This window comes from Sphingobium yanoikuyae (assembly GCF_013001025.1).
In the GTDB taxonomy this organism is placed as follows: Bacteria; Pseudomonadota; Alphaproteobacteria; order Sphingomonadales; family Sphingomonadaceae; genus Sphingobium; species Sphingobium yanoikuyae_A.
Window position 1 is genome coordinate 47,217 of the sequence record NZ_CP053023.1, and the last position, 25,792, is coordinate 73,008.

At 64.7% G+C, this 25,792-nt stretch carries 23 protein-coding genes and 1 pseudogene; 18 read left to right on the forward strand and 6 right to left on the reverse strand.

The features are described 5' to 3' along the window. The first annotated feature begins 261 nt into the window (after positions 1-261). On the forward strand, positions 262-588 hold the full coding sequence (locus HH800_RS27295; protein ID WP_048938245.1) for a single-stranded DNA-binding protein: 327 nt from the start codon (positions 262-264) through the stop codon (positions 586-588). Positions 589-680: 92 nt separating this feature from the next. Then, positions 681-1,553, forward strand: coding sequence for an NYN domain-containing protein (locus HH800_RS27300; RefSeq protein WP_169863511.1), 873 nt, complete (start codon positions 681-683; stop codon positions 1,551-1,553). 21 nt (positions 1,554-1,574) lie between these two features. On the opposite strand, the gene HH800_RS27305 is transcribed toward HH800_RS27300, so the two are convergent. Beyond that, on the reverse strand, positions 1,575-1,808 hold the full coding sequence (locus HH800_RS27305; protein WP_232037457.1) for a hypothetical protein: 234 nt from the start codon (positions 1,806-1,808) through the stop codon (positions 1,575-1,577). 523 nt (positions 1,809-2,331) lie between these two features. On the opposite strand from HH800_RS27305, the gene HH800_RS27310 reads away from it, so the two are divergent. The 4 genes from HH800_RS27310 (at position 2,332) to HH800_RS27325 (ending at position 4,915) form a co-directional block, all read left to right on the forward strand. Further along, positions 2,332-3,306: a DUF2493 domain-containing protein gene (locus HH800_RS27310; protein ID WP_095687430.1), complete on the forward strand. Its 975-nt coding sequence runs from the start codon at positions 2,332-2,334 to the stop codon at positions 3,304-3,306. Between the two features lie 203 nt (positions 3,307-3,509). Then, a complete protein-coding gene (locus HH800_RS27315) occupies positions 3,510-3,914 on the forward strand; it encodes a hypothetical protein (protein WP_169863512.1) in 405 nt (134 codons plus the stop codon). Beyond that, on the forward strand, positions 3,911-4,147 hold the full coding sequence (locus HH800_RS27320; protein ID WP_235682170.1) for a hypothetical protein: 237 nt from the start codon (positions 3,911-3,913) through the stop codon (positions 4,145-4,147). The genes HH800_RS27315 and HH800_RS27320 overlap by 4 nt, the downstream gene beginning before the upstream one ends. Before the next feature lie 543 nt (positions 4,148-4,690). Continuing rightward, positions 4,691-4,915: a hypothetical protein gene (locus HH800_RS27325; protein ID WP_011950492.1), complete on the forward strand. Its 225-nt coding sequence runs from the start codon at positions 4,691-4,693 to the stop codon at positions 4,913-4,915. A gap of 114 nt (positions 4,916-5,029) precedes the next feature. Here the strand turns inward: HH800_RS27325 and HH800_RS27330 are convergent, their stop codons facing one another. After that, positions 5,030-5,248 (reverse strand): hypothetical protein, encoded by a 219-nt coding sequence (locus HH800_RS27330; protein ID WP_008829876.1) that lies wholly within the window; start codon positions 5,246-5,248, stop codon positions 5,030-5,032. Positions 5,249-6,051: 803 nt separating this feature from the next. On the opposite strand from HH800_RS27330, the gene HH800_RS27335 reads away from it, so the two are divergent. Genes HH800_RS27335 through HH800_RS27360 form a run of 6 tightly spaced genes read left to right on the forward strand, consistent with a single transcriptional unit; the run spans position 6,052 to position 12,868 of the window. Further along, on the forward strand, positions 6,052-6,342 hold the full coding sequence (locus tag HH800_RS27335) for a hypothetical protein (protein WP_008829877.1): 291 nt from the start codon (positions 6,052-6,054) through the stop codon (positions 6,340-6,342). Then, positions 6,332-8,623 (forward strand): type IV secretion system DNA-binding domain-containing protein, encoded by a 2,292-nt coding sequence (locus tag HH800_RS27340; protein ID WP_048938240.1) that lies wholly within the window; start codon positions 6,332-6,334, stop codon positions 8,621-8,623. The genes HH800_RS27335 and HH800_RS27340 overlap by 11 nt, the downstream gene beginning before the upstream one ends. 1 nt (position 8,624) lies before the next feature. Further along, complete coding sequence (gene mobF, locus HH800_RS27345) at positions 8,625-11,657, forward strand: MobF family relaxase (protein WP_066702621.1); 3,033 nt, start codon at positions 8,625-8,627, stop codon at positions 11,655-11,657. A gap of 14 nt (positions 11,658-11,671) precedes the next feature. After that, on the forward strand, positions 11,672-11,875 hold the full coding sequence (locus HH800_RS27350) for a hypothetical protein (RefSeq protein WP_041380143.1): 204 nt from the start codon (positions 11,672-11,674) through the stop codon (positions 11,873-11,875). 5 nt (positions 11,876-11,880) lie between these two features. After that, positions 11,881-12,453 carry a hypothetical protein gene (locus HH800_RS27355; protein WP_169863513.1) on the forward strand — a complete coding sequence of 191 codons (573 nt, stop codon included), beginning with the start codon at positions 11,881-11,883 and terminating at the stop codon, positions 12,451-12,453. Positions 12,454-12,466: 13 nt separating this feature from the next. Then, positions 12,467-12,868, forward strand: coding sequence for a DUF805 domain-containing protein (locus tag HH800_RS27360; RefSeq protein WP_066702618.1), 402 nt, complete (start codon positions 12,467-12,469; stop codon positions 12,866-12,868). Here the strand turns inward: HH800_RS27360 and HH800_RS27365 are convergent. Beyond that, entirely contained in the window at positions 12,865-13,791 is a 927-nt protein-coding gene (locus HH800_RS27365) for a hypothetical protein (protein ID WP_011950486.1), read from the reverse strand. The two genes, HH800_RS27360 and HH800_RS27365, sit on opposite strands and share 4 nt — an antisense overlap. A 528-nt stretch (positions 13,792-14,319) precedes the next feature. On the opposite strand from HH800_RS27365, the gene HH800_RS27370 reads away from it, so the two are divergent. The 5 genes from HH800_RS27370 (at position 14,320) to HH800_RS27390 (ending at position 19,447) form a co-directional block, all read left to right on the forward strand. Continuing rightward, positions 14,320-15,342, forward strand: coding sequence for an IS110 family transposase (locus tag HH800_RS27370; RefSeq protein WP_169863514.1), 1,023 nt, complete (start codon positions 14,320-14,322; stop codon positions 15,340-15,342). Between the two features lie 289 nt (positions 15,343-15,631). Further along, entirely contained in the window at positions 15,632-17,095 is a 1,464-nt protein-coding gene (locus HH800_RS27375) for a sensor histidine kinase (protein WP_226952288.1), read from the forward strand. 107 nt (positions 17,096-17,202) lie between these two features. Continuing rightward, entirely contained in the window at positions 17,203-17,748 is a 546-nt protein-coding gene (locus HH800_RS27380; protein WP_008829885.1) for a hypothetical protein, read from the forward strand. Between the two features lie 88 nt (positions 17,749-17,836). Then, positions 17,837-18,181, forward strand: coding sequence for a helix-turn-helix domain-containing protein (locus HH800_RS27385; protein WP_107917698.1), 345 nt, complete (start codon positions 17,837-17,839; stop codon positions 18,179-18,181). Positions 18,182-18,184: 3 nt separating this feature from the next. Continuing rightward, positions 18,185-19,447, forward strand: coding sequence for a type II toxin-antitoxin system HipA family toxin (locus HH800_RS27390; RefSeq protein WP_011950483.1), 1,263 nt, complete (start codon positions 18,185-18,187; stop codon positions 19,445-19,447). 144 nt (positions 19,448-19,591) lie between these two features. On the opposite strand, the pseudogene HH800_RS27395 reads toward HH800_RS27390, so the two are convergent. From HH800_RS27395 to HH800_RS27405, 3 genes and pseudogenes are all read right to left on the reverse strand, one after another. Further along, positions 19,592-19,861 (reverse strand): annotated as a pseudogene (locus HH800_RS27395) (HU family DNA-binding protein); the annotation flags it as partial. A 122-nt stretch (positions 19,862-19,983) separates the two neighbouring features. After that, the gene (locus HH800_RS27400) at positions 19,984-21,693 is read right to left on the reverse strand and encodes a cation:proton antiporter (RefSeq protein WP_066702614.1); all 1,710 of its coding nucleotides are present in this window, start codon (positions 21,691-21,693) and stop codon (positions 19,984-19,986) included. A 371-nt stretch (positions 21,694-22,064) separates the two neighbouring features. After that, complete coding sequence (locus tag HH800_RS27405; protein ID WP_169863556.1) at positions 22,065-24,506, reverse strand: EAL domain-containing protein; 2,442 nt, start codon at positions 24,504-24,506, stop codon at positions 22,065-22,067. Between the two features lie 177 nt (positions 24,507-24,683). Here HH800_RS27405 and HH800_RS27410 point away from each other — a divergent pair, with 177 nt between their 5' ends. After that, complete coding sequence (locus HH800_RS27410; protein ID WP_066702607.1) at positions 24,684-25,703, forward strand: 2-hydroxyacid dehydrogenase; 1,020 nt, start codon at positions 24,684-24,686, stop codon at positions 25,701-25,703. Positions 25,704-25,792 lie beyond the last annotated feature (89 nt).

Consider the following 25,792-nt stretch of genomic DNA (forward strand, 5'->3'; position numbering starts at 1 on the left):
GGGGGCGGCCTGACAATTGTCCGTTCACCGCCGGCCTGGGCTGCCAGCGTCCCTTCCGCGCCGTTGACGTGACACCTGCGGCGAGGGGATGGGCCCGGCAACCCCGTTCCAGGCGCCCGTGTTGCCGCTGCGCGGCGGCCCGCGCCAGCGCCTTCCAGGGGTTCCCCTCCCGCGCTGCGCGCGTCGGTGCAGGTCCCGGCCCCACGCCGCCAATCGGTGTCACCGGCGGGAAGGAACGCCGGCAACCCAAGGAGGCTCATCATGAACGAAGTCAATCTCACCGGCCGCGTCGCCAAGGATCCGCAGACCCCCTCGGGCAATGGTCCCGTCACCCTCATCGTCGCGACCGACCGGGTCAAGCTCAAGGACGGCAAGACCTATATCGACGAGGCGACCGGCTACACGGCCAAGACCAGCGAGTTCCACAAGGTTACCTGCTTCAACGGCCAGGGCAAGGCGGCGGCCACGCGCAAGAAGGGCGACGTCGTCGCCATTTCGGGCTATCTGCACTATTCGAGCTGGGAAGATCGCGACGGCAACGCCCGCTACGGCGCCGAGGTCATCGCCGACCGGCTCCATTTCTTCTGACAGGCGCCGGGCGGCGCCCATGCGCCGCCCTTCGCTGGCCGCAGGTGCGCATCCCCCGCGCGCCTGCGGCACTCTTGCACAAAGGACCGCTCTTGGAACCCGACACGCCCCTCGCCGCCACACCCAGCCGCCGCATCGCGCTGCTCATCGATGCCGACAATGTGAGCCATGCCAAGATTGGCGCCATCCTCGCCGAGCTCAGCAAATATGGCACTGCCAATATCCGCCGCGCCTATGGCAACTGGGCGGCGACGACGCTCAAGGGCTGGACCGGAAAGCTCCACGATTTCGCGATTCGGCCCATCCAGCAGTTCAGCTATTCCACCGGCAAGAACGCCACCGATATCGCGCTCGTCATCGATGCGATGGAACTGCTCTATACCCAGGACCTGGACGCCTTTGCGATCGCGTCGAGCGATGCCGACTTCACGCCGCTGATCATGCAGCTCAAGGCCAATGGCCATGAGGTCTACGGGTTCGGCGAGCGCAAGACGCCGACGCCTTTCGTCAACGCCTGCACCACTTTCCTCTTCCTTGACGGCCTCGAGGACAGCGCCCCGCCTGCCGAAGCGGAGGTCGAGGCTCCGGCTGCTGCGCAGCCGAAGGGGCGCGGTCGCCGCAAGGCGGCGCCTGCCGCTGCGCCCGCCGCTGCCGCCGCGCCTGCCGCTCCGCCAGAAGCGCCGACGACGCCCGGCGCCAAGTCGCTCGCGCAGGACAGCAAGCTCATCACCACCCTGCGCGGCGCGGTCGAGGCCGCCGCCCGCGACGATGGCTGGGCGCACATGGCGGCGGCCGGCAGCGCGGTAAAGCGCCAGGCACCAATCGATCCGCGCAACTATGGGGTCAAGAATTTCCCCCGGCTGTTCGAGGCGACCGGCCTGTTCGTCATCATGAAGGGCGACAACGGCCAGACCTATGTCGCGGACAAGCGCAACACCGACCGCGCCGCCAAGCCCGGCGGCTAGGTCGGATACCGGGCCGGGCCCTCAGCGCGGCCCGGCCTGCGCCCGCAGATGGGCGATGATCCGCGTCCATTCCTCGCCATGGGCCACGCCCGGGTCCGCGATCGCGGCGAGGACGGTCCGGACCTGCGGCAGGAAGCTTTGCCACATCGGCGCGCCCTCGAAACGGATGTCGCAAGCCAGGCCCTCCGCCTCGCACAGCGCCCGCGCGGCGCGCTCGCTGCCCTTGCCTTTGACCATGATCTTCGTGTCCCGCATTTGACGCCCGAGTCCCTGGCGTCCGGTCTCGAAAATAGCCCTCGCGCCTGGTCCGCGCCAGCGATCTCGCGGGCAGGGCGATCCTCGATAGTCCGAGCCGGGTTGGATATCCCGTCGCCGACGCGGCGGGGCGCGGTAAAAAGGAATGGGGCGGCGCATCCCGGCCGTCGGCCGGGACCGGCGCTCTAGTCGCTGGCGCTCCCGGAGCCGCGCCTGCGCCGCGTCTCCGCCCTGCCGGGTGACGATCACCTTGCGGGGTGCCAACCGGATCCCCCCGTTTTCTATTTATCTCTCTCTAGTCGTCCAAGTGTGGCGTGCGGGGATCGGCGCTCGTCAAGGATGAGCGGTCCCCCCAATTTTGACGGCGCCGCCGCGTGCCGCGCCGACCCCGACAAAATCGGTTCCCCCACTCCCCGCAGAGCGGCGGCGACCGGAGACCGGTCGCCGTCCCTGACCAGCTTGACCGCCGCACGCCCGGGGGAGGGCCTCATCGAACGGATGAGACACTCACACGGAGGCACTCATGACCAACTTCACCAACTTCGCCGATCTCGCCAGCTTCATCGCCGCAAGCCGCGACAATGACGACGCCAGCCGCAATTATGGAGCCGCCTTCATCGAGCATAGCGAGATGGCCAAGCTCTCCATCGTCGAGGCGCCTGAAGCGCTCGACATGCCCGACCCGGAGCAGGTCCGCGCCGCGGTCGACATGATGATGCAGACGATGTTCGACGTCCTGCGCGACACCAGGATGGAGGCCTATGCCGCCGATCTCGCGTGGGGCTTTGCCAACAGCTTCCATGTCGTGGCCAAGCGCATCGAGGGCCGCGAGGATGACGCCGCCAAGGCGCTCGGGGAGCTCGCGCGCCACTACGACCCCTCGGAAATCTACGCGACGGAACTGGAGGACACGCAGCTGCTCTGCCAGACGCTGCAGGGATGCCGCGAAGCGATGGAATGCATGCGCGACCATGCCGCCGAAGTCTACCGGGTCGAGACCGGCAAGCCCTTCTCGCCTGTCAAGGGCAGCCGGGCATCCTCCGCGCTCAGCGCCTCGATGATCGACGCGCGCGATTATCTCGCAGGACGCGCCCGGACGCGCCGCGAACAGTTCGCGCCCGATGGTCCGGTGGTCATCTTCTCTGGCGGCCAGGTCTGGGAAGATCATGACCTGCTCTACAAGGGCCTCGACCGCATCAAGACGCGTATCCCCGAGATGATCCTCGCCACGACCGCGCAGGCCAAGGGCTGCGATGCCATTGCCCACGCCTGGGCCGCCGCTCGCGGCGTCAAGGTCATCCAGTTCCGCCTGGACCGCAGCCAAGGCAACCGCGCCGCCTTCGTCCGCAACGACCGGCTGGTGAACCTCAAGCCCGTCGAAGCGGTCATCTGCGAGGGCTCGGGCATCCAGATGAACCTCGCCCAGAAGCTGCGCCAGGCGGGGGTTCCGCTCCACGTCGTCAATCTCGCCCACCAGCGGACGGCCAAGCGGGCGTGAGCCCATCGGAGAGGTTCCGGCTCAGGCCGGGGCCTCTCCTCCGTCTTTTCGTCTGGCAGGGCGGCGCGCCGGGGCATCGAACCCCGTCGCGCCGCGCCGAAGGCGACCCTGAAACCTCTATCGGAGGGCTCTGGAGACCGGCCCGCAAAGCCCAAAGGAAAGAGGGGTGGAAAGGCGCGAGCCAACAGACAAGGAGAGCTCCCATGTCGATCCCGTTTCGCACTGCTGCCGCCGCGTCCACGATCCAATATCGCCCGCTCGTGGCCCGCATCACCGCGCGACACTATGCCCGCCTGCGCACCTATCTCGAAGCCGAAGCGGTCCGGCAGGGTCTGGACCTCCTGTGGCAAAACGAGGGCGACGAGCACGCGCTCGACTATACGCTGAGCGCCCGCGTCGACACGCTGGCCCTGGCCGCCCTCGCCAAGCTCTTCGACTATGACGCCGATGTGATCGCGGTCCTCGAAGAAGCGCAGTTCACGCGCGCACAGATCCGCACCCGCCGCCTGCCGATGAGCGGCGACATTGTGCTCGAAATCGGCGGGCAGGGCGCGGGCGGCGCCGGTATGAGCGCGCCGGAATCGGCAGAGCAGGGCGGGGCACGATGACACGCCGGGCACGTCCTTTGCAGCCCGAACGCGCGCCGCGCCTCGACCTTTTGACGTTGCTCGGCCCCGCGCCAGTCGATGCCTTGTGGGAAGCGGAAAAGGCCGGCTGGCGCGCCTTCGTCATGGGTCATGGCGGGAGCAGCTACCGGCGGGGCAGCGCGAGAGATCAAGCCTGGCAGCGGGGCTTCGACGCGGCGGCGGCAAGTCGCGATCCCGCCCGCCTGATGCTTTAGGCAAATAGCTGCCAAAGCCGACGCAATTCGCCAACTATTCTTGCATCCTTTGATGCTAAAGACACGGTGCGACCCGAGGGACTCGCGGCTTTTGTTGCGAGCAACCCAAACTTGAGGCGATCCCTGCATTAGCAGGGGTCGCCTTTTTCTTGACGGGATGCCCATGAACCCGCTCTGAACCGCCGCCCGTTGCTGCGGATTCCCGCTTCACCGGCCATTTCCGCGCTGTTTCGCCCGGCTCGCTCGCGACCCCCAAGCGGACCCTTCGGTCCGCGGGCCGCTCGCCTCGGCCGGGGCGCCCCCACGAGAGGAAAATATCTCTCACAGACCTCCCATGATGTCAGCCGTCCGGGACCGCCTCAAGGATCGACGGTCCCCCCAATTTTGCCCTGGCCACCGCTCCGCTTCGCTCCACGGCAACCAGGACAAAATCGGTACCCCCGTCGCCCGCTTCGCGGCCGCCGGCGATGCCGGCGGTCCTTGACCCGATCCCGGACGGCCGACGGCCACTCCCCTGTCCTTCAAGACAAGAGGAGAAAGACGATGCAGACCCAGATGACCAGCGCCGCCGCCGACAACGCCGCCTTCTTCGCCGCCGTCGCCTGCGCACAGCGCCGCGCGCTCCACAGCTTCTTCGACCAGCATGTCATCCAGGAGAGCGAGGGCCGCTACATCAGCATCGACGAAGGCGACTATGACGCGCTGCCGATGACGCTCGTCGACCGGGTGGTGCACACAGTGCCGGGCGGTCTATCGGACGAATATTGAAACCGAGGGGAGGGGCCGCAAGGCCTCTCCTTTTTTGCTGCTCGGGACAGACGGACGCGGGGGGCATCGAGCCCCCCGCGTCCGTACCGCGCCGGTCGGCGCGGCAGGGTCGTTTCAGGCGGCGAGGCGCTTGGTGACTTCCTCGAAACCGAGCTTCTTCACCTGCGCGGCGAAGGCCTCGATCCTATCGAGCGGGAGCTTGAACAGCCCCGCCTTGTCGAGGGCCGCCAGCGCCGCATCGCGCTCGCGTTCCGCGAGCCGCTTGCGGCGATCGGCCAGCCGCTCTTCGTCTGCGGCAATGGCCGCGCGTTCATCGTCCAGGGATTTCGCCATAGGAAGGCCTTTCGTTCAAGCTGATCGGGCTGTGAACGCGCCTCTCCTATAAGCGATGGAGAGGCCCGGCGGAAGACAGGAAAGGGGTTGCTGGGCGCATCGGGACGAGCCCGATGACGGCTCTATTCACTAGGCCGCCGCCGACCCCTGCGGGCCTGTCCCCGGCCAAGCTCACGGAGCCGATGCGAACGCCTCGTCTCCGCCCATTCGGGTGACGATCCTCGCCTGGGGCGGGGGCGTTTCGCCCCCGCTGCCAAAGCGACGGAGACCTCACGCAGGCGGGCCTGCGGGTTCCTCTTGCGTCGGAGCAAAAGAACCTCGCCTGCGGATTTGAGGCGGACGCCCAAAGGGCCGATCGGGATCGACGACGTGTCACCGCTCGTACCACCGCGCCGCTTTATGCCGCACTGGCGCCTCAAAGCGCCGCACCTGCCGGCCTGACCCAAGCTAGTTCCGCCACAAAGGGCGGAGCAGTACCCGCCGGAGGCCGGTTCCATCCCCTCATAGACGACGACCCGAACGTCCCAGGGCAACGGGGCGAGCTCTCAGGATTTTAGCACACCCTACGCAGCAAGCTGCAGGAAATAAGCCCGAAATCCAACGGGTTACGGCAGAGGGGCGGATGTTTACACTGTATGACGCGCGCGGCCGAAGTAATAATGGGCTCTAATTCAATATCTTAGCTGTCATCGCTGTTTACAGCGGCCTTCCCGCCTGCGCCTATTCTTGCGAAGGGGTGCACTCTCCTCTATAAGCGTCATCGCGCTCTCAAGCTCCACCAGCCTCTCTGCTAGGAGGCTGGCTTGTCCCACAGTTCGAAGATCGTCTCGCTGCGCATGGCGCGAGACCGGTTCGACCGTCTCGTCGCGGTCGCCGATGCGCGTCACTGTCGGCCGTCCGACGTCATCCGCAGCGCCATCGATGCCTATCTTGGCGGGGCTTCGGTCCTGACTGCCAGCCAGCTTCGTCTCGCGCGCATCGGCGAGTTCCAGCAGCTCGCCCTCGACATCATCATCCGTGAGCAATTTCCCGAATTCCGCGACCGCATCGTCGCGGAAACCGACAAGCGCCTGGAGCAGTATCATGGCGCGTAAAAACGATATCCGCACAGACGGCCGGGCCATCCCCTTGACCCATCACAGCGCGCGCGGACGGGTGCAGCGCAATTCGGGCAATTTTACCCGCGGCTCGCAGCTTCTCACCCACGAACTTCTGATGTGGTTCTCGGGTGCGAAACTGCCCATCCTGATGTGGTTCTTCCTCTTCGCGGCCGCCTGGTTCGTGATCATGTCGATCAAGCTCGACGAGCACGGCTTCCAGCTCATCTGCATGAAGATTTATGCCGCGCTCTGGAACTGGGTCGACCTCAACCCCAACAAGCGCGTCAACGTCACCCTGCCGAGCGGCGAGGTCATGCGTACGGTGATGCCCGCGGTGCCTTATATCGCCGAGGTCATCCAGGCCTGGAAGATCGCGATGAAAGGCCTTCTGGCGGCCTTCTTCGTATCCATCTTCATCACCATCCCGGTCGCACTCTGGTTCGTCGATCTTTCGCGCCAGCGGGGCAAGACGATCCTTCAGGAACGCCACGAGCGCGGAGCCATGCTGGTCGCCCGCCACGTGCTTCTCAACGAGATCAGCCAGCACAATTACGCGAAGTTCGAAGAGGAGGCGCAGGATCGCCTGCCCGGCCTCGCCCCGGCCAAGATTCTCGACATGCCGTTTCGTGCACGCAAGGCGGCGGGCATCCATCACCCCTATACGCTTGCGGGCATCCCTTATCCGCATCGCACCGAGCAGTCGCATACCATGCTCATCGGTACGACCGGATCGGGCAAGACGACCGAACTCAGGAGCCTGGTTTCGCAGGTGCGAGCCCGCGAGGACACGGCCGTCATCTTCGATCTCACCGGCGCCTATGTCGAAGCCTTCTACGATTCCGCGCGCGATACGATCCTCAACCCGATGGACGCGCGCTGCCCGGCCTGGTCGATCTTCAACGACTGCACCACGCATAGCGAATTCACTGCCGCAGCGGCGGCGCTCATTCCCTCGGACGGCGGCTCTGCCGAACCCTTCTGGGCGCTCGCGGCGCGCACCCTCTTCATCGAGATGTGCATCCGGCTCCAGGAGCGCGGCGCGACGACCAATCTCGCGCTCTCCGAGAACCTGATGACGGCCGACCTGAAGCGGGTTCACCGTTTCCTTGCCAACACGATCGCGGACCCGCTCACCGCGCCGGAAGCCGCACGCATGGCGGAATCGATCCGCGCGGTCTTCAATACCAATGCGCAGGTGCTGCGCTTCCTTCCCGACGAGGGGCCACGCTTCTCGATCCGCGACTGGACCACGACCGAGAAGAAGCCCGGCGCGATCCTGTTCATCACCTCGAACTATGTCGATCTGGCGATGAACCGGGCGCTGCTGACGCTGTGGATGGACATCGCCATCAACCGCCTCATGACCATGCCGCGCACCCGCGATCTGCGCACCTGGTTCATGTTCGACGAACTCGGCGCACTCCATCGTCTGCCCGCGATCGAGAATGGTCTCCAGACCGCCCGCGCGTTCGGCGGCGCGATGATCCTGGGGATCCACAGCTTCGAAAAACTGATCGAGGTCTATGGCGAGCAGGGTGCCCGCAATCTCGCCTCGCTCGCGCGCTCCAAGCTGATGCTCGCAACCGCCGATCTCGACACCGCCGAGCAATGCGCGCGCTACATCGGCAACCGCGAAGTACGGCAGATGGATGAAGCCTATAGCTACGGCTACAACAACACGCGCGACGCCTCGACGCTGACGCCGCGCAAGCAGGTCGAGCCGCTCGTCATCGCGGACGACATCACCAACCTGCCCTCGATGCATGGTTTCGTGAAATTCCCTGATGGCTTCCCCGCGGCGCGCATCCAGCTCCAGTGGAAAGACTACCCCCAGGTCGCCCAGGGCTTCATCGCCCGTCCCAATCTCCAGCCGGTGCGATCAAGGCGCGGAGAGGAGGCGTTCGAGGGGAGCGATGGGGGCGAAGCGGGCGGGCGCGATGGCGCCGCGCAGGTGATCGGGGAGGTTGCCGATCCCGTCAATCTGGCCAAGGAACTTGCCGCCAATATCCTGTCGGCCGAGGTCGAGGATGAGCATGATGAAGCGGCCCGCCGGGCGCAGCGTGCGGCCGAGAGCGACGAGCGGCCAGCAACCCCCACGCACGCCGCGGACAGGGCACAGGCGGCGCGCGCTGCGACCGGGGATCCTCAGACCGTGCCGCGCGATCGCGACGGGCGGGGTCAACCTGCGCCAGTGCCCCAGGTCGAGGATCAGACGCTGGTCGAGCTAAGGCAGGCGTTCGGGCGCGAGGACGACGGCATGGACATGGGGATCTGACATGCTGTCGGTCGCCTCGGTCCGCTCGGCTTCGGGCGCCGCGAATTATTTCGCGAAGGACGACTATTACACCGTCGAAGGATCCTCCGAGATCAGCGCCTGGGGCGGGGAGGGCGCGGGGGCGCTCGGGCTGTCGGGAGAAGTGGGTAAGGATGCGTTCGAGGGCATGCTCAACGGCATCCTGCCTTCGGGAGAAGGGGTGGCTCAAGTAGAGAACCGCCGGGCCGGCCTCGACCTCACCTTCTCCATGCCCAAGTCAGCCTCGATCCTGGCCTATGTGGCGGGCGACAAGCGCATTCTCGCCGCCAACATGGCGGCGGTCCAGAAGACGATGGCCTGGGTCGAGAAAAACCTCGCCGAAGGTCGCAAGGATATCGGCGGGCGAACCGTCCCTGTCGCGACCGGCAACCTCGTCTATGCCCTCTTCCAGCACGACACGAGCCGTGCCCTCGATCCCCAGGGGCATATCCATGCAGTGATCGCCAACCTGACCCGTCTGCCCGACGGCAAATGGCAAGCGCTCCACGCGGACAAGATCTGGAGCCACAACACCGTCATCGGCTCGATCTACCACGCCTATCTGCGCGAAGGCATCGAGCAGCTCGGTTTCAGGATCGAGGCGCTCGGCAAGCACGGCACCTTCGAGATCGCCGGCGTACCGCGCAAGGTGATTGATGCCTACAGCCAGCGCCGCGAAGCGATCCTCGAAAAGGCGGCGGCGCTTGGCATCGTCTCGCACAAGGGCCGCGACCAGATCACCACCAATACCCGCGATCCCAAGCTCAATGTCAAGGATCGCGACGCCCTCAAACAGGAATGGATCGACAAGGCGGCGTCGCTCGGATTTGACGGAAAGGCCCTCGTCGAGGGCGCCCTGGCGCGGTCCGATCGCCATGGGGCGCTCGGACCGCTCGAACGCGGCTACAAGGCGGTGACCGAGGCGATCGCCGCCGGGCGCGAAAAGCTCGGCGACCTTGTCCGGCCCGCGGATCCTTTGGTCGATCGCGGCCTTGCCCGCGTCACCCAGTCGCCCGCCATCGCGCGGGCCCAGCTCGCGGTCGCCTCGGCAGTCCGTATTCATAGCGAACGCGAGGCGGCCTTTCCCATCCATCGCCTTGCCAAGACCGCGCTCGACCTTGGCCTCAAGGACGTGACGATCGATCGGATCGAACAGCGGATCCAGCAACTCGTCGCGCGCGGCACGCTGCTCAGGGGACAGGAGCGCGCAGCTGACTTCGTCACCACCCGGCAGGCACTAGCCACGGAAACCCAGATCCTGACCCAGGTAGAGGCGGGCCGCGGACAGGCGAACCCAATCATCGACGCGTCCGAGGCGCCGGGCCGCCTGCAGGCCGCAGCGACGCAGCCCCTCAATACAGGCCAGCTCGCCGCCGCTACCTTGATCCTCGGCTCGGCCGACCGCACGGTCTCGATCCAGGGCATCGCCGGCGCCGGCAAGTCGACGATGCTTCAGGCCGTCGCCCGCGTGGCGGAGGCGGAAGGACGCGCCATCACCGGCCTTGCCTTCCAGAACAAGATGGTCGCCGACCTGGCCGAAGGCGCAGGCGTCCCTGCGCAAACCATCGCCTCTTTCGTGCTTGCCCATGAACGGTATGTCGCCGAACCGCAGGGCCCGGGCTATGATGCGGCGCGGGCGGCACATGCCGGATCGATGCTGGTCGTCGACGAGACCTCGATGGTGTCGTCGAACGATATGCTCAAGCTGCACGCCATCGTCGAGACGCTTGGCGTCGACAAGCTCGTGCTGGTTGGTGACCGGCAGCAGCTCTCCTCGATCGATGCGGGCAAATCCTTCGCCATGATCCAGGCGGCGGGCGGCACGCTGGCGCGCATGGACGAGAATATCCGCCAGCGGACCGACGTCCTGCGCACCGTCGCCGCGCTTGCCAATATCGGCAAGGCAAGCGAGGCGATGCGGGTGCTGGGCGACAAGGTCATCGAAGCCTCCCAGCCCGCAGAACATGCCGCCGATCTCTGGCTGGCGCTCGATCCCGCGGAGCGCCAGGCGACCGCGGTCTTTGCCTCGGGACGCGAGGCACGTGCGGCGATCAACGAGAGGATCCAGGCGGGTCTTGCCGCCGAAGGATCGCTGGAAGGGGAGGGCATCCATCTCACGGTCTATGAGCGGGTCAACACGACGCGCGAGGAACTGCGCTACGCGGCCACCTACCGCGCCGGCATGACGCTCGAGGTCGGTCGGGGCGGCGGCCAGGACATAGGGCTCCGCGCCGGGCGCTACGACGTCCTGGCTGTCCACGCCAATGGCAAGGTCGAGCTGGGCGAAGGCCGCCGCCGTATACGTTTCGATCCGCTGAAATTGTCGCCGACCGAGACACGCGATCGCCTCCAGCTGACCGAGAAGAAGGATCTCCACTTGCGGGCCGGTGACCGCATACGCTGGACGGCCAACGACAAGCCGCGCGGCCTGACCAACGCCTCGCTCGCCCGGGTTGTCGCCGTCAATCGCGACAGCGTGACAGTCGAGACGGCGGGGAGGGACCGGCTCGTGCTCGCGTTTGGCGATCCCATGCTGAGCCGGGTGGACCTGGCCTATGCGCTCAACATGCACATGGCGCAGGGGATCACCACCGACAAGGCGATCACGGTCATGGATAGCCATGAGCGCAACCTGTCGAACCAGCGCCTCTTCAACGTCGGCGTCACCCGCGTGCGCGACGACCTCACCATGGTGGTCGACGACAAGGCGAAGCTCGAGCGGCAACTCGACCACAACCCCGGGAACAAGACCTCTGCGCTCGAGACCCTGGGCCGGCTCGAAATCGACGGTCCGGGAAGGGCGCAGGCATCCGGCCCATTCGATCCGGGACCTGTCGAAGGCGGACCTGGTCCCAAAGCGGCCGAAGGACTCGATGGCTTTCCGCCGGTGCCCCCGGCCGAAGGGCAGGTGGCCGCCAGGGCGAAGTCTGATGATCTGAGCGCGCCGCGCCTCAAGCCCGAACAAGCCGATCTGCTGCCCCCGCTGCCCGAACGCAGTCTGGGCCTCGATTTGTAAGACGAGACGAGGATATGTCTGGATGGGATTATGACGATGCCGGCAAGTTCGGCAGCGAAAAGGCGGCCGAGGATTTCGCGAAGGCCAATAATATCGACCCCAGCGACTTCCGTACCCGGCGCAACGGCGAGAGCGTCGAGCTCGAAATCCGGCGTTCCGCGCTCGATGGGCGCACGCTGCGCGATGGCGGCGAAGGCCGCCGCGACGGCTGGAATTGACGGCTATGGGTCTCGCGGATCGCGATTATATGCGCGCGCGCAGGCGGCGTGGCCAACTCACGCCCGAACCGCGCGTCGTCGTCCATCCCATGCAGAAGTGGATCATGCTGCTGTCGGCCGTGACGTTTCTTTATCCCGCCTACCGGGAGGCGAAACGCTCCGGCTGGCTTTCCGATGCAGGACCGTCCCTGCTGTTTCCCGCGACGGGAAGCGTAACCGTGGCTCGAGGCATCGAGCGCAAGGACGCGACCTCAAAGCTACGGGTGAGCACGGCTGATGCCAACGCCGTGGTGCTGCTCTTCGAGCGTGCGAGCGATCGTCATGTGATCTCGGTCTATGTCCGTCGTGAGGATCATGCGGAGGTCCCGGTGCCGCCTGGCACCTACCGCATGGGGATCATTGAGGGCGACAAATGGCATGGGCGTGGAAGATTCTTCGGACCTTCGACCACCTACGAGACCGTCGTCAAACCCATGACCTTCACCGCCACCACCTCAAACGGGATCGATCTGCATCGGCGTCCGGGCGGAAAGCTTCACACGCGCGTGAACCTCACCGATCCACCGGCGCTCGACTGAGAAAGGACAAAGCATGGACATTGGCGAAATCCTGCTGTCTCCGAAAGGTCGAGTGGGCCGCGCCCCGTTCCTGGCGGTTGTGGCCACAGGTTGGGCGATCGCGTTCGATCTCCTGCCTTTCAACCCGCTGCTCGCGCTACGCTATGCCGCCACCATCAATGTCGCGGTCGTCGTCATTAGCGCGCTGGCGGTCTGGGTGGGGATCGCCATTACGGTCAAGCGTTTCCACGACGTTGGATTATCGGGGTTCAATACGGTCGGATTGGTCTGGGCGACGCTGCGCGGCGACCCGCTGGCGATCGACGCGCCTTTCGCCATGGCCATCGCGGCCTTTGGGATCATCACCCAGCTATGGCTTTGCATAGAGCCGGGCTCGCGGAGCGCCAATCGCTTCGGCAATCCCGTGTCGGCTTAACGGGCACATCCCTTGCCCTCGACCCGCAAGTCGACATAGGCCCGGCCGTTCCATCGCACGACCGGCATGCAAAGGCCGGGGCCGCCGATGCCGATATCGGGCCAACCGTCTGCGCCTTTGGTGGGACGAATATCGGCGATCCCGACCGAATTATACATGCGCTTCCAGCGGCCGTCGGCCTGCTGGCTCATCACCCAGAAGGCGGCGCCCGTATTGCCATAACAATAGGTGCCGCCTTCGGTGATGATGGCCTCGGGTCTGCCGTCGCCGTTCAAGTCGCGCCGCTCCTCGATCGTGCCGGGTCCATAAGACCCTGGCCCATTGTCCTCGTCGCCATCGTTGCAGCCGCTTTCCCAGCGACCCTTCTTGAGGTGGAAGCCGGCGGCAAGAAAGATCGCGGCGTCTCCAGCGGGCGCGGCGGCGGCTGGACCCGAGGTCGCATTTCGAGCCGCCGATGGGGCGGCCCGCGCCGCCTGTGAAGCCATACGTGCGTCCGCGTAGACATTGCCATCATAAGTGAGCCGCGTCGTCACGCCGCCGCGCGTTGCGTTGAGCACGAACCAGCCGTTGACTGCTGTACCCGACGCCGCGACGGAGCCTTCCCCTTCAAGAATGCGGCGCCAGCGGCCATCCGGGCCCTGGGTGGCGACGGCATACCAGCGCTTCTCCTGCTGGTAGCAATCTCCGCTGTCGATAAAGAGGGCTTCCTTGCGTCCATCACCGTTCATATCGACGAAGGTAAGGCGCGGCCTTGCCGGTTTGCCGCAGCGGTTCGTCGGCCCGACGGCGTCGGTGACGACAGGAAAGCCGCCCGCGCCATAGAGGGCTTTCGCCTGTTCGCGGGTCATGCCTGCCGATTGGGCCACAAGCGGCGGCGCCCATACAACTGCCGCGAGCGCGCCGATGCCTGTCCATCTGCCCATATGCCGTTCCCCGCACCGCTACAAAGGTTCCTGCATCGTGACGGTTCGGTCGCAAGGATCAAGCGATTCCATCAGAAAGAAGCTGCGTGACCTTGGGCATCCCGAAGACCAGGTCGATCGACGGCCTGAGGCGGTTCACTGGGCCACGTCTCGGGGTCAGTCGGCTGCGGGCCTGCGTGCTGTCTTCCTGCAATCCTGATGTCGCGTGTGACACTTTACCCAGAGGTCGGGGTAAAGTGTCACGGATGGTATCAGATGTGAGGCGGAGCGAGCGAGGCAATATCCCCTAGAAGCCTCAACGCACGGGAGTTGTGCGCGGATGTTGGCTATTAAGCTTTATGGCTTTCTCTGAAATGCACTGGCTGCGGCGAATTGCCGCACTTTACCGCCTAAAGCTGCTACTCAGTCGGGATGGTACAAACGAACATCTCCAGGGTCCCTAGCACGTCCGGCCGAAATTGATGATGTGGACGGCTCTCCACCCTCTTCGGCAGGATAGTCTGCGGATGAGTCGGAAGGAGAGCCACGATGGGAACGGTGACAACGATCGGTTTGGATATCGCAAAGAGCGTGTTTCAGGTTCATGGTGTCGACGCAGATGGAGGTGAAGTACTTCGGCAGCGACTGACGCGCAGCCGCATGCTTAAGTTCTTCGCCAAGCTACCACCATGTTTGATCGGCATCGAGGCATGCGCGTCATCGCATTATTGGGCCCGCGAGCTGTTGGCGCTGGGTCACGATGTAAAGCTGTTGCCAGCGCAGTATGTGAAGCCCTACGTCAAGCGCAGCAAGAACGACGCGGCCGATGCAGAAGCGATCTGTGAGGCGGTGACGCGTCCGACCATGAGGTTCGTCGGGATTAAGTCGCCAGAGCAGCAGAGCGCAATGATGCTGCACCGAGTTCGCCTGATCCTGTGCCGCCAGCGCACTCAGCTCTCGAACGCGATCCGGGCGCATCTCGCAGAGTTCGGCGTCATTGCACCAATCGGCCGGAACGGTATCGAGCAACTGCTCGATGTGATTGCGGATATGACCGATGGTCGCGTGCCCACCGATGCGCGTATGTGCCTTGAGATGTTGGCTGTGCAGTTGCGGATCGTGAAGGAGCAGATCCTCGAAAATGATCGCCGCATCCTGGCCAGCGCGAGAGAGACTGAGCTTGGTCGGCGGCTCATGGAGATCCCGGGCGTCGGGCCGTTGCTCGCCAGCGCGATCGTCGCGACCGTTCCCGATCCAGCGATCTTCCGCTCAGGGCGCAACCTCGCGGCCTGGATCGGTTTGGTCCCGCGACAGAACTCAAGCGGCGGGAAGGAGCGTCTTGGCAGCATCACCAAGGCAGGGAATAGCTATCTGCGCCAGATGCTCATCGTCGGCGCCATGGCGGTCGTTCGCTACGCTGAGCGCAACGGTGCGAAGCGACCTTGGCTGGTGCAGCTTCTCGCACGTCGCAAGACCAAGGTCGCGGCAGTGGCTTTAGCCAACAAGAACGCGCGCACGATCTGGGCAATGATGACGAGCGGCGAACGGTATCGCGAGCCGCTGGTCGCGTAGGAACACGGCGCGGGCAACGGCGCCATGAGGTTGGAAAGGGCGGACAGGAGCTAATGCAGAAAGTCGGTTGAAACCGCCGGATCGGGAAAACCCATCTCGCCCCAAGCACCTCGAGTGCGTGAAATTGATCGGGACCCGAAACGCGCGAATGGCATTACGGCCAGCGGCATCATGCGCCGCACCAACAGGTCGGACACATGGCCGCACCAACCAACAATGCGACGCTCAATATGCCACTTGCCAACGGAGGGCCGTCCACACATGGAGCGAGGACGAGCGCGTTGCCGCGTTGGACCGCTATGACATTCTTGATACGCCAACCGAGCCGATCTTTGACGACATCGCCCGTCTGGCCTCCGAGGCGCTTGGGGCGCCGATCGCCGTGGTCAACCTTATCGCGACCGCGCGGCAGTGGTTCAAAGCCGAAATCAGCATCGGCGCGCGCGAACTCCCTCTGGAAGTCTCGATCTGCGCGCATGCGCTGCTCGAGGAGGACATGATGGTGATCCCCGACACACGGCTCGATCCGCGGGTCGATTGCAATCCCCTGGTTACGGCCGAAGGTGGTCTTCGCTTCTATGCCGGGGCGCTTCTCAAGACACCCGACGGTCTGCCCATCGGCACGCTGTGCGTTCTTGATCGGCAGCCTCGCCCGGAGGGCATCACGCCCTTCCAGCGGCTCACCCTCGAAGTGCTGGCGCGCCAGGTCATGACGCAGCTGGAATTGCGCAGGTCGCTCAGCCAGCAGCAAGAAACGCTCGCGCAGCTCGCTGCGAGCGAGGAGCGGACCCGCCTTGCCCTTGACGCAGGCGAACTCGGCGCCTGGGAATCGACCCCGGCGCTGCGTTCGCTCAAATGGGACGCGCGCACCCGGGAGTTGCTTGGCCACGAACCTGACGAAGCGCTCGACTATGAAACCTCGTTTCTCGCGCGGGTTCATGCCGAGGATCGCGAGCGGGTCGCTGCCCTTATCGCCGAGGCGCTGGCCCCTGGGGGCGCAGGCACGGTCAGCGTCGAATATCGCACGGTCAATCCTCGTGATGGCCGTGAGCGCTGGATCCACGCCAAGGGCGCGCTTGCCGTAGGTCTGGGCGGCGAACAGAAGTTCGTCGGCACGGTGCGGGACATCACCGCGGAAAAGGATGCCGAGATGCATCGGCGGCTGCTGACTGGCGAGCTCCAGCACCGGGTCAAGAATACGCTCGCCGTGGTAAATGCCATCGTCCACCAGTCGCTCCGCAGCGCGCCCTCGATGGAGGAGGCGAGTACCGCGATCGGGCAGCGCCTCCAGACCCTGGGCGCCGCTTACGAGTTGCTAACCCGCACCGACTGGACGGTGGCGCCGATCGGCGCTGTCGCCGAAGGAACAACGGCGCTTCATGGCGCTCGCACAGGCGCGATCCGGATTGCGGGGCCTGACCTTCTTCTATCGGCACGGGCCTCGCTGGCTCTGTCCATGTCCCTCCACGAGCTGTCCACCAATGCGGTGAAATATGGCGCCCTGTCGGTGCCGGGCGGGCAGGTCGACCTTACCTGGACCATCGATGCGGAAGAGGGAAAGTCATTCCTCACGATCTGCTGGGAGGAGCGAGGCGGACCAACCGTATGCGCGCCCGAGCGAGGCGGGTTCGGCACCCGCTTGATGGCCAGCCTTGCCAGCGATCTCGGCGGCAAGGGAGTCATCGACTATCAGCCGACCGGTGTCGTCTGGCGGCATCGGGCTGATCTGGCACGGATCACCGAACCCGCTTGAGTGGAACCCACGGCGGTTCCGGCTCGGTAAAATGTCACGGGTGGAAAAACTTGGATGTGCTGTCCGCTGGGGATTCACATTGCGCGCGCGCGTGATAGATTCATCTTATGTTCCAGCAACCCGACCTCTTCGCCTCCGTCGATCCGGTCAGGCAGCCGCCGTCCGACGACCTGAATTTGCCTGCCCTCATCGAGCGCATCGCCGATGTTTCGCGGCGGCCGCGCTATGCCTTCATGGTGCTCAACCTGATCGCCAAGGCGGCGGGGCGGAACAGCGGCAGTGCAGGTCCTTACGTCCAGGTGGATGGCGAGCGCATTCCTTTGCGCGATTGGCTCTGCGACTCTCTCGTCCCCATTGCGCAGCGCGATGCGCGCCGCCTCGCCATCGTCGACCAGGTGCGGTCGGGCCTTGAGGCGCAGAAGGCACTGCCTGACGATCCGCAGGAGGCGGCCCGTGTGGTCCAGGAGGAGGTGAAAGTGCGCATCCGCCGTTCGGGCCGTTGCAATGTCAGCCGCGCTGTCTCGGACCTCGTAAGAGCCGGCCTTGTGCGCAGGCATTATCAGGGCTTTCGCGTCGATCATCATAATCGCGGTGCGCAGCGCGAAGCGGTTTACACGATCACCGATGCGGCTGCGCGCGCGTTGCGCGCCTGAGCAGGACGGCAGGGCAGGAAAACCGTTCTGTTCGGCATGACATATCATTTTAATTGCTCATTTGCACATGATATGTCATGCACTTTCCATGCCCCGCGCCTCTCGAGCCTCCAGCGGTCTGCCGCCACAAAGCCAGCGTGCCATTCGCCAGTTGGGCGAAGACTTGCGCACCGCACGCAAGCGGCGACGCATCCCGCAGAAACTGATGGCCGAGCGTATGCTGGTGTCGGTGCAGACGCTGCAGCGTCTCGAAGCCGGCGATCCGACCGTAGGCCTCGCCGCGCTGGCGAGCGCTCTCTTCGTGCTGGGTATGACGGCTCGCCTGGAATCGCTCGTCGCCCCTGAAACCGACAGGGTCGGGACCAGCGAGGAAATCGGCCGCCTGCCGCACAGCATCCACACGCCGCGGCGCGACGATCCGCTGGATTTCTAAGCCATGGCCGACATCGAAACCTTCGTTTTCGTCTATCTGGACGGCGTTGCCGTCCCTGCGGGCCTTTTGCGCCTCCACAGCGAGCCGCGTGCCAGCTACGCGACCTTCGCATACGGCAATCGCTATCTCGAGCGGCCCGACCGTGTCGCGATCGATCCTGTGACCCTGCCGCTGCCGCCGGCCGGCACGCGCCAGGAATTCCGGACCGAGGAAGGCTTTGCCGTCTTCAATGGGATCCGCGACGCCGCGCCCGACGGGTGGGGTCAGTATCTCATGTACAAGGCGATGGGCGAGCGAACGCCAAGCGAGGCGGATCTCCTGCTCGCGTCCGGTGACCACCGCGTCGGCGCACTGGCGTTCGGTCCCACGCTAGAGGCGCCAAGGCGCCTCGCGCCCTGGGGCGAAGCCGACGCGCCCGGCGAACAGTTCACCCTGGCAGAACTGGCCGCCGCCGCCGAAGAAGCGCAGGAGGTCGACCAGCTCAGCGAAAATCTGCGCCCCCTCTTGACCGCCGGCTCGTCGCTGGGCGGTGCGCGTCCCAAGGCGGCGACGACGATCGAGGGCCAATCCTGGATCGCCAAGTTTCCAGCACGCAACGACACCTTTCCCGAGTGCCGGGTCGAGCTAGCCACCATGCGGCTCGCCGCTGAATGCGGGCTCGACGTTCCGTCGCTTCGCTTCGAGCAACTGCTCGGCCGCGACATCTATCTGATCGAACGTTTCGATCGCAGGCTGGACGGCAACCGGATGCTGCGCACCTCCTTCGCATCGGGGCTTACGATGCTGGGCGCGCATGAAAGCGAGGTCAGCCGCTATGCCTATGCCGATCTGGGCGCGACGCTACGCCAGCACGGCACTGCGGTCCGGCGGGATCTCGAGGAACTGTTCAGGCGCATGGTCTTCAATATCCTCGTCACCAATGACGACGATCACCTGCGCAATCATGGTTTCCTGTGGGACGGGAAGGGGTGGCGGCTGTCGCCGCTCTATGACGTCGTTCCCAAGCCGCAGGTGGGCCTGGATCGCCGGCTCGTGCTGGGCGTGGGGGCCGAGGGTCGCCAGGCCAGCCTTGCCAACGCGCTCTCGCAGGTCGCGCAGTTCGACCTGGGGGAGGAGGATGCGCGCGCGATCGTTATCGCTATGGCCGATAGGGTTCATGCGCGGTGGCGTGCCTGTTTCGAAGAGGCAGGGGTCAACGTCGCCGACCAGGGCCGTTTTGCTACCTGCTTTCGCCTGGCGGACCCCGAACATCGCGCAATCGGCTGACAGGCCAGCGATTTCACGCCGAAGGGCGTCACAGGGCCCCGGCGCTCCAGAGGGATTTCAGGCAGCGCGCGCTTCGGCCGACGCGGTAGAGAAAGCAGCGGCGGAAGAGGGCGCTGCCTTGGTCATGCCAGCCGCCGCGGCGATCAGCCGCTCCCGCATCGCCTTGCCTGGCTTGAAATGCACCGATCGCTTGGCCGGGACCGGCACGGCCAAGCCGCTGCGTGGATTTCGCCCGGTGCGAGCCTCGTGCAGCCGCGTCAAAAAGGCACCGAACCCGCGCAGCTCGACACGCCCGCCAGCGGCTAGCTGGTCGACGACCGCCTCGAAGAAGAGATCGACGATCTTTTCAATCTCCTGCGCGGAGAGTTCCGGGTTTTCCTTGCCCAGGAGGGCCACGAGTTCAGATCGCACCATGGCTGGAGCCTGCTTCACTGGTTTGTCACTGCATCCAAGGTAAGTCATCCGCTCGCCTATCTCCACATTTTATGTTGGTGTCGTAATGATTTAGTTTGAGTGTGGTTGGTCGGGCTGGCAACTCACCGCGGCACGATCTGAAGGTCCGGACTGAGCTGCGCCCGCATAGCCCGGATCCTATCGGTCGCATCGTCCGCAGACATGCCGAGCGTCATCAGGGCCTGAGCGCCGAGCCCAAGCCCCGCAGCATAGTTTTCGGGAAAGACATGTGCCGCGCCCGCCTGCGCCAGCTCACCCAGATGCGCATCGTCGCGGAGGCTGGCGATCACATGGATCGCGGGGTTCAGGCGCTTGGCTTCGCGAATGATGCGCACCGACCGATGCCAATTGTTGACAAGCACGATGATGGCTGCGGCGCGATCGACGCCGGCTGCCTTGAGTATTCCCGCTCGGCTGGCGTCGCCGAAAACCGCTTTATGACCGTCCTGTTGGGCGCGGCGAAGGCGCTCCACGTTTCGCTCGATCGCCAGGTATGGAATTTCGCTCGCCTCGAGTGTGAGCGCGACCAGACGGCCCACGGGGCCGCAGCCGGCAAGCACGACGTGACCCTTGAGCTCCTGAGATGTTGTGCGAACCGCAGTTTCGATCTCCGCGCCGAGCGGATCCCGGCTCCGCAGGATGAGATCTCCGGCCCGGTCGCTCCACTGCGCCAGGATCGGTCCGACGAGCATGCTCGCGGCGATCGCGCCCAGGACGGGCTGGCCGATCGCGGGCGACAGAAGGGCGCTATCGAGCGACCGACCCACGATGAGTAGCCCAAGCTCACCCGAATGCGCCAGAAGCAAGCCGGTCTTGACCGCGCTGCTTGCCGGGAGGCCTGAGAGACGGGTGACGCCAAAGACGACCAGGAACTTGACGACAAGGATCGCGGCCAGAACGAGAAAGGTGACAGCCGGCTGGGCCAGGATCTGCGACCAGTCGACCGACATGCCGATCGTCACGAAGAAGACGCCCAGCAGCAGATCGCGAAATGGCCGGATTTCCTCTTCGAGCTGGTGCCTGAAGTCACTTTCGCCGACCATCATCCCGACTACGAAGGCGCCGATAGGAAGCGACAGTCCGATCTTTTCCGCTGCAAGCGACGCGCCCACAACAAGCGTCAGCACGCCCAGCAGGAAGGTTTCGTCCGGGCCGGATCTCGCGACCCACCCGAGCAAACGGCCAAGCGTGCGCCGTGCGAGAAGCGCCACGCCCGCCAATGCCACGAAGCTGACACCCATGCGCAGCAGTACCTTTTCCATCTCGACCTCGTTGGCCGCGTCTGGAAGGGCAGCAATGAGCGACAGCAGGATCAAAGCGACCAGGTCCTCAAACAGGACTATGCCGGTCGCAGCCACGCCGTGGCGGCTCGATACCGCGTCGGTGTCGACGAGATGCTTTTGGATGATGGCGGTCGATGACATGGCGATGGCGCCGCCCAGGAGGGCCGCTGGCAGAAGCGGCAATCCTACGAGGAAATGGCTCGCAGCTCCCGCCAGCAGTGTTGCGCCTGCCACGGTTCCGAACCCGAGCCCGATCATGGCGCCCCCGCTGGACAGCAGCCGAGGCACGGAAAATTCAAGGCCAATCACGAACATGAGGAGAGCGATGCCGAGCTCGCCGAAAAAATGGGTGCCTTCGCTGTCGGTTACTGCGCCTATGCCATGGGGGCCCAGGAGCAGGCCGGCGGCGAGATAGCCCAACACCGGCGACAGGCGGAGCCTCGCCAGGATGGCAACTGCCACAAATGCAGCCGCGATCAGAAGGAATGTCTGAGCAAGCTGTTCTTCCATGAATTCAAGAGCCTTATCCAGTCGCTAGTTGGATTTGGGCGTGATGTAGGATGAAAGAGGGAGATGTCATCGGTTGATGCCAGCCACCCGACCTAAAGACGGCACCCGTCAATCATTGTGATGATTTATACATCAAAACTAGCTTTTGAGGGTGGGAAATGATGTGATATATGGGCAAAAGGATGCAAATTCGGAGTAGCATCGGGTCGCGCTAAGGTACGGCAGCTTCGCAAAAGGGGCTGCCGCTTCGGCTCGCAGTCCTTTCTCGACCGATAGCTTGGCAGCTAAGGGGACGGTTCGCCCGCGCTTCCGACATCGCGCTCTCAGGACGCTCGCGACGCTACCGCGTCGTTGCGCGACGTACCTGCGGATCAACCGGCGGCCAGTCGGGCCTGCTCCCTCGCAAGAAGGCTTGGTGCATGGCCGGGGCGTCCGAAGAGATAGCCTTGGACCTGGTCGCATCCCTCAGCCACCAGCAGATCGACGTGCCCACTGGTCTCAACCCCTTCGGCGAGCACAGGGACGCCAAGGCTGTGGCCCAGCGCGAGCACCGCCCTGATGATTGCTCTGGCCTGCGGCCGCTCTTCGGACCCGATGACGAATGATTTGTCGATCTTGATCTTGTCGAAGGGGAACGAGTTGAGCGTATCGAGCGAGGAATAGCCGGTGCCGAAATCGTCGATGGCAATGGCGATCCCCATCGCCTTGAGTCTACGCAAAATATGCAAGGCGCGCGGCTTGTCGGCGATGATCGCGGTTTCAGTGATCTCCAGTTCGAGACGCCTTGGTGCGAGTCCGGTCTCCAGAAGGGTCTGGGCCACGCTCTCGGGCAGGCTCGCCTGGCTCAACTGCACGGCGGAGAGGTTGATGGCCACGGTCAGTCCGTCACCCCAGCGGGCCGCCTCCTCACAGGCTTGCCGCAGCACCCACTCGCCAAGCGCCAAGATCTCGCCGGTTTCTTCAGCAACGGGAATGAAGATGTCAGGGGGGACCAGGCCGCGCTTTGGGTGGGTCCAGCGCAGCAGAGCTTCATAGCCGTTTACCCTGTCGTCCTTGAGCGAACGCTGCGGCTGGTAGAGGATCGTCATCTCACCGCGCGCGGCGGCGCCCCGAAGATCGGCCGCGAGTTGCCGGCGTTCGCGCGCCTGCTCGTCCATGCCTTTTTCGTAATAGCAGATCCGCTCGCCTACCGTCCCTTTTGCCCGGTACATGGCCAGATCGGCATGATTGCACAGCTGTTCGCGATCCTGGCTGTCAGCCGGATAGGTTGCGATGCCAAGGCTCGCATGGACGCTCAGATCGTGCGCATTGCCGGCATTGATCGCCGCCAGCCCGGTGCTCAGGCGCGTCACAAAGTCGGCAAGCTCATAATCTTCCCGGTACAGAATTGCGGCGGCGAATTCGTCGCCACCCAGCCGGGCGACATGTTCATTCTCGCGAACCGCGTCCTTGAGCGCTGCGGCGACCATCTTCAATGCTTGGTCTCCGGCTGAATGGCCGCGGCTGTCGTTGATATCCTTGAAATTGTCGAGGTCGACAACGACCAGTCCCAGGCGCGAACCGGCTCGCGCCGTAACGTCCAGATCGCGGTCGACGACATCGTTGAACCTACGCCGGTTGGGCAGGCCGGTCAGGCCATCATGCAGCGCCAGGTGCCGGATTCGTTCTTCCGAACGGCGCTGCTGGGTAATATCGTCAAAGGTGCTCACCCATCCGCCGTCGGGAAGCGCGCGCGAACGTACGCTCACCACCACGCCGGGATATTCCGAGATTGCGGGTGCGTCTCCTGAAGCGCTCAGGGCCTGGTTGAGGTTACGCTCGATTTCTGCTGCGCGCTGCTCGACCTCGGTAACGGGAAGATGGTTGGCAATGCCGGTGCGGATCACTTGTCCCACCGTCATTCCGCATTGGAGCGCATCGCTTCCAAGCCCGTATAGATCCAGGAAACGCTGGTTCCAGAGCAAAAGCCGACCGTCGCCGTCGTATAGGCACAGGCCCTGGTGCATATTCTCAAGGGCTAGGTCGAGTTGGGCCTTCATGCCTTGGACGCGAAGCTGATTCTCGCGTTCCTGTCGGCGCAATTTGATGCCCGTCCGCCGGCTCGTGATCGCCGCCGCCGCGGTCAGAGCGATCGTGCAGGAGACCGCGAGAAATATCCAGAGCGACATGGCGCGGGGAGACATCATGCTGAGGGGGGAGAATTCGCCACGCGACGGGATCAGCGTGATCGCGGTCATGCCGGTAAAGTGAAGCAGGACGACGGCGGCGGTGATCAGACCAGCGGCCGCTGCGCCTTTGGCGAGCGATCTGCCGCGCAGCGCAAGGGGCAGCGCCAAGACTAGCGGGACGATTGCGAACACGGCCGAGGCCGCGACATAATCGGCCTTCCAGCGAATGAGCGCAGGCATTTCGAGCGCCGCCATGCCAAGGTAGTGCATGGCCGTGACGCCGCCGCCCATAACCGAAGCGGCAAGAAGCGAGCCGAGCCAGTGCGGCGCGCGTGTCGCAATGAAGAGGCCCGCTGTCGCGCCTGCCAGCACGACCAAGAGCGAGACCACGGTCTGTTGGACATGATAGCCCATGACGATGCCGGGATCGTAGCCCAGCATCGCGATGAAGTGCGTGGCCCAGATCCCAAGACCGGCAGTCAACCCCGCCATCGTCAGCCACAAGCTGCGCGAACCCGTGTCTGTCCAGGCCGCCTGGCGACACAGGCGAACGGTTGCTGCCGCCGTCAGGAGACAGACTATAGCCGCGAGGATGACCAAGGGCGCGTCATGTTGATCGCGCAGGCAAAAGAGAAAGGGGAACATCGCCAATCGAAACTGGAGGAATTTGAACCGTCCCCATTTCAGAAAGTGATTAACGGAGTTCCGCCTTTTGCGACAAAATGCGTAAAATTCGAACGATACGCGCGAAAGGCTTTCCGCCGGCAGTGCGGTCGCCCATCCTCTTTGCTCTCGCGGACAGGTCCGCGCTCGGAGGCGGACATGCGCATCGCGATCTTTGGCACGCGGAAATACGACCGGCAGTTCCTGACCCAGGCGAACGCGGCCTATGGGTTCGATCTCGATTTCCTTGACGTTGCCTTGTCGCCCACGTCGGCGCAGCTCGCGCGCGGTTTTGACGTCGCCTGCATCTTTGTGAACGATATCGCCAACCGGCAGGTGCTCGAGATGTTGGCCGAAGGCGGGGTGGGTCTCGTCGCGTTGCGCTGCGCAGGCTATAACAATGTCGATCTCGTGGCGGCCGAGACGCTCGGTCTCGCCGTAGTGCGGATGCCGGGCTACTCGCCGCACGCGGTTTCCGAATTCACGATCGGTCTCCTGCTGGCGCTCGATCGCAAGATCCACCGCGCATGGTCCCGAGTTCGTGAGAACAATTTCGCGCTCGATGGCCTTGTCGGCCGTAACCTGCACGGACGTGTCGCCGGCGTCGTGGGAACGGGACAGATTGGCGGGCTTGTCGCTCGATCCTTGCGGGCTGGCTTCGGCTGTGAGGTCCTGGCCAGCGATCCTGTCGTTGACGAAGCGCTCGTCGCAATCGGCGTGCGCTATGTCGAGCGCGAGGACCTGCTTCGCGAAGCGGATATTATCACCTTGCACTGCCCGCTCACGCCCGAGACCCGCCATCTGATCGATGGCAGCGTCCTGGCGACAGCGCGGCCCGATCTGGTTCTGGTCAATACCAGTCGCGGTGCGCCTATCGACAGTGCCGCGCTGATCGAGGCGCTCAAGGCGCGCCGGCTGGGCGGTGTTGCGCTCGATGTCTATGAGCAGGAGGCGGGCATCTTCTTCGACGATCTTTCCAGTGAGATCATCGACGACGACATCCTCCAGCGCCTGCTGACATTTCCCAATGTCCTGATGACGGGCCACCAGGCCTTCCTCACCGAAGAAGCGCTGACAGCTATCGCTGAGACCACCTTGGAAAGCATCCGCGCTTATTCCGCCGGCGAGCCGCTGTGCCACCAGTTGCGCCATCAAGCCACTCGGCCGGGGGCTGGATAAGCGTGCGACGGCTCATTGTGTCCGGGATCCACCCCGTCCACCTATGTCCGATAAATATGATTCTCGGACATAGGATTTACGCCGGGAGT

Excerpts from the sequence above, each read along its gene's own strand:
- HH800_RS27325 (WP_011950492.1), top strand. The coding sequence starts at position 4,691 with ATGCAGACCCAGATGACCAGCGCCGCCGCCGACAACGCCGCCTTCTTC.
- HH800_RS27295 (WP_048938245.1), top strand. The coding sequence starts at position 262 with ATGAACGAAGTCAATCTCACCGGCCGCGTCGCCAAGGATCCGCAGACC.
- HH800_RS27355 (WP_169863513.1), top strand. The coding sequence starts at position 11,881 with ATGGGTCTCGCGGATCGCGATTATATGCGCGCGCGCAGGCGGCGTGGC.
- HH800_RS27380 (WP_008829885.1), top strand. The coding sequence starts at position 17,203 with ATGTTCCAGCAACCCGACCTCTTCGCCTCCGTCGATCCGGTCAGGCAG.
- HH800_RS27340 (WP_048938240.1), top strand. The coding sequence starts at position 6,332 with ATGGCGCGTAAAAACGATATCCGCACAGACGGCCGGGCCATCCCCTTG.
- HH800_RS27390 (WP_011950483.1), top strand. The coding sequence starts at position 18,185 with ATGGCCGACATCGAAACCTTCGTTTTCGTCTATCTGGACGGCGTTGCC.
- HH800_RS27305 (WP_232037457.1), bottom strand. The coding sequence starts at position 1,808 with ATGCGGGACACGAAGATCATGGTCAAAGGCAAGGGCAGCGAGCGCGCC.
- HH800_RS27365 (WP_011950486.1), bottom strand. The coding sequence starts at position 13,791 with ATGGGCAGATGGACAGGCATCGGCGCGCTCGCGGCAGTTGTATGGGCG.
- HH800_RS27370 (WP_169863514.1), top strand. The coding sequence starts at position 14,320 with ATGGGAACGGTGACAACGATCGGTTTGGATATCGCAAAGAGCGTGTTT.
- HH800_RS27330 (WP_008829876.1), bottom strand. The coding sequence starts at position 5,248 with ATGGCGAAATCCCTGGACGATGAACGCGCGGCCATTGCCGCAGACGAA.
- HH800_RS27385 (WP_107917698.1), top strand. The coding sequence starts at position 17,837 with ATGCCCCGCGCCTCTCGAGCCTCCAGCGGTCTGCCGCCACAAAGCCAG.
- HH800_RS27320 (WP_235682170.1), top strand. The coding sequence starts at position 3,911 with ATGACACGCCGGGCACGTCCTTTGCAGCCCGAACGCGCGCCGCGCCTC.
- HH800_RS27405 (WP_169863556.1), bottom strand. The coding sequence starts at position 24,506 with ATGTTCCCCTTTCTCTTTTGCCTGCGCGATCAACATGACGCGCCCTTG.
- HH800_RS27400 (WP_066702614.1), bottom strand. The coding sequence starts at position 21,693 with ATGGAAGAACAGCTTGCTCAGACATTCCTTCTGATCGCGGCTGCATTT.
- HH800_RS27315 (WP_169863512.1), top strand. The coding sequence starts at position 3,510 with ATGTCGATCCCGTTTCGCACTGCTGCCGCCGCGTCCACGATCCAATAT.
- HH800_RS27360 (WP_066702618.1), top strand. The coding sequence starts at position 12,467 with ATGGACATTGGCGAAATCCTGCTGTCTCCGAAAGGTCGAGTGGGCCGC.
- HH800_RS27410 (WP_066702607.1), top strand. The coding sequence starts at position 24,684 with ATGCGCATCGCGATCTTTGGCACGCGGAAATACGACCGGCAGTTCCTG.
- HH800_RS27350 (WP_041380143.1), top strand. The coding sequence starts at position 11,672 with ATGTCTGGATGGGATTATGACGATGCCGGCAAGTTCGGCAGCGAAAAG.
- mobF (WP_066702621.1), top strand. The coding sequence starts at position 8,625 with ATGCTGTCGGTCGCCTCGGTCCGCTCGGCTTCGGGCGCCGCGAATTAT.
- HH800_RS27310 (WP_095687430.1), top strand. The coding sequence starts at position 2,332 with ATGACCAACTTCACCAACTTCGCCGATCTCGCCAGCTTCATCGCCGCA.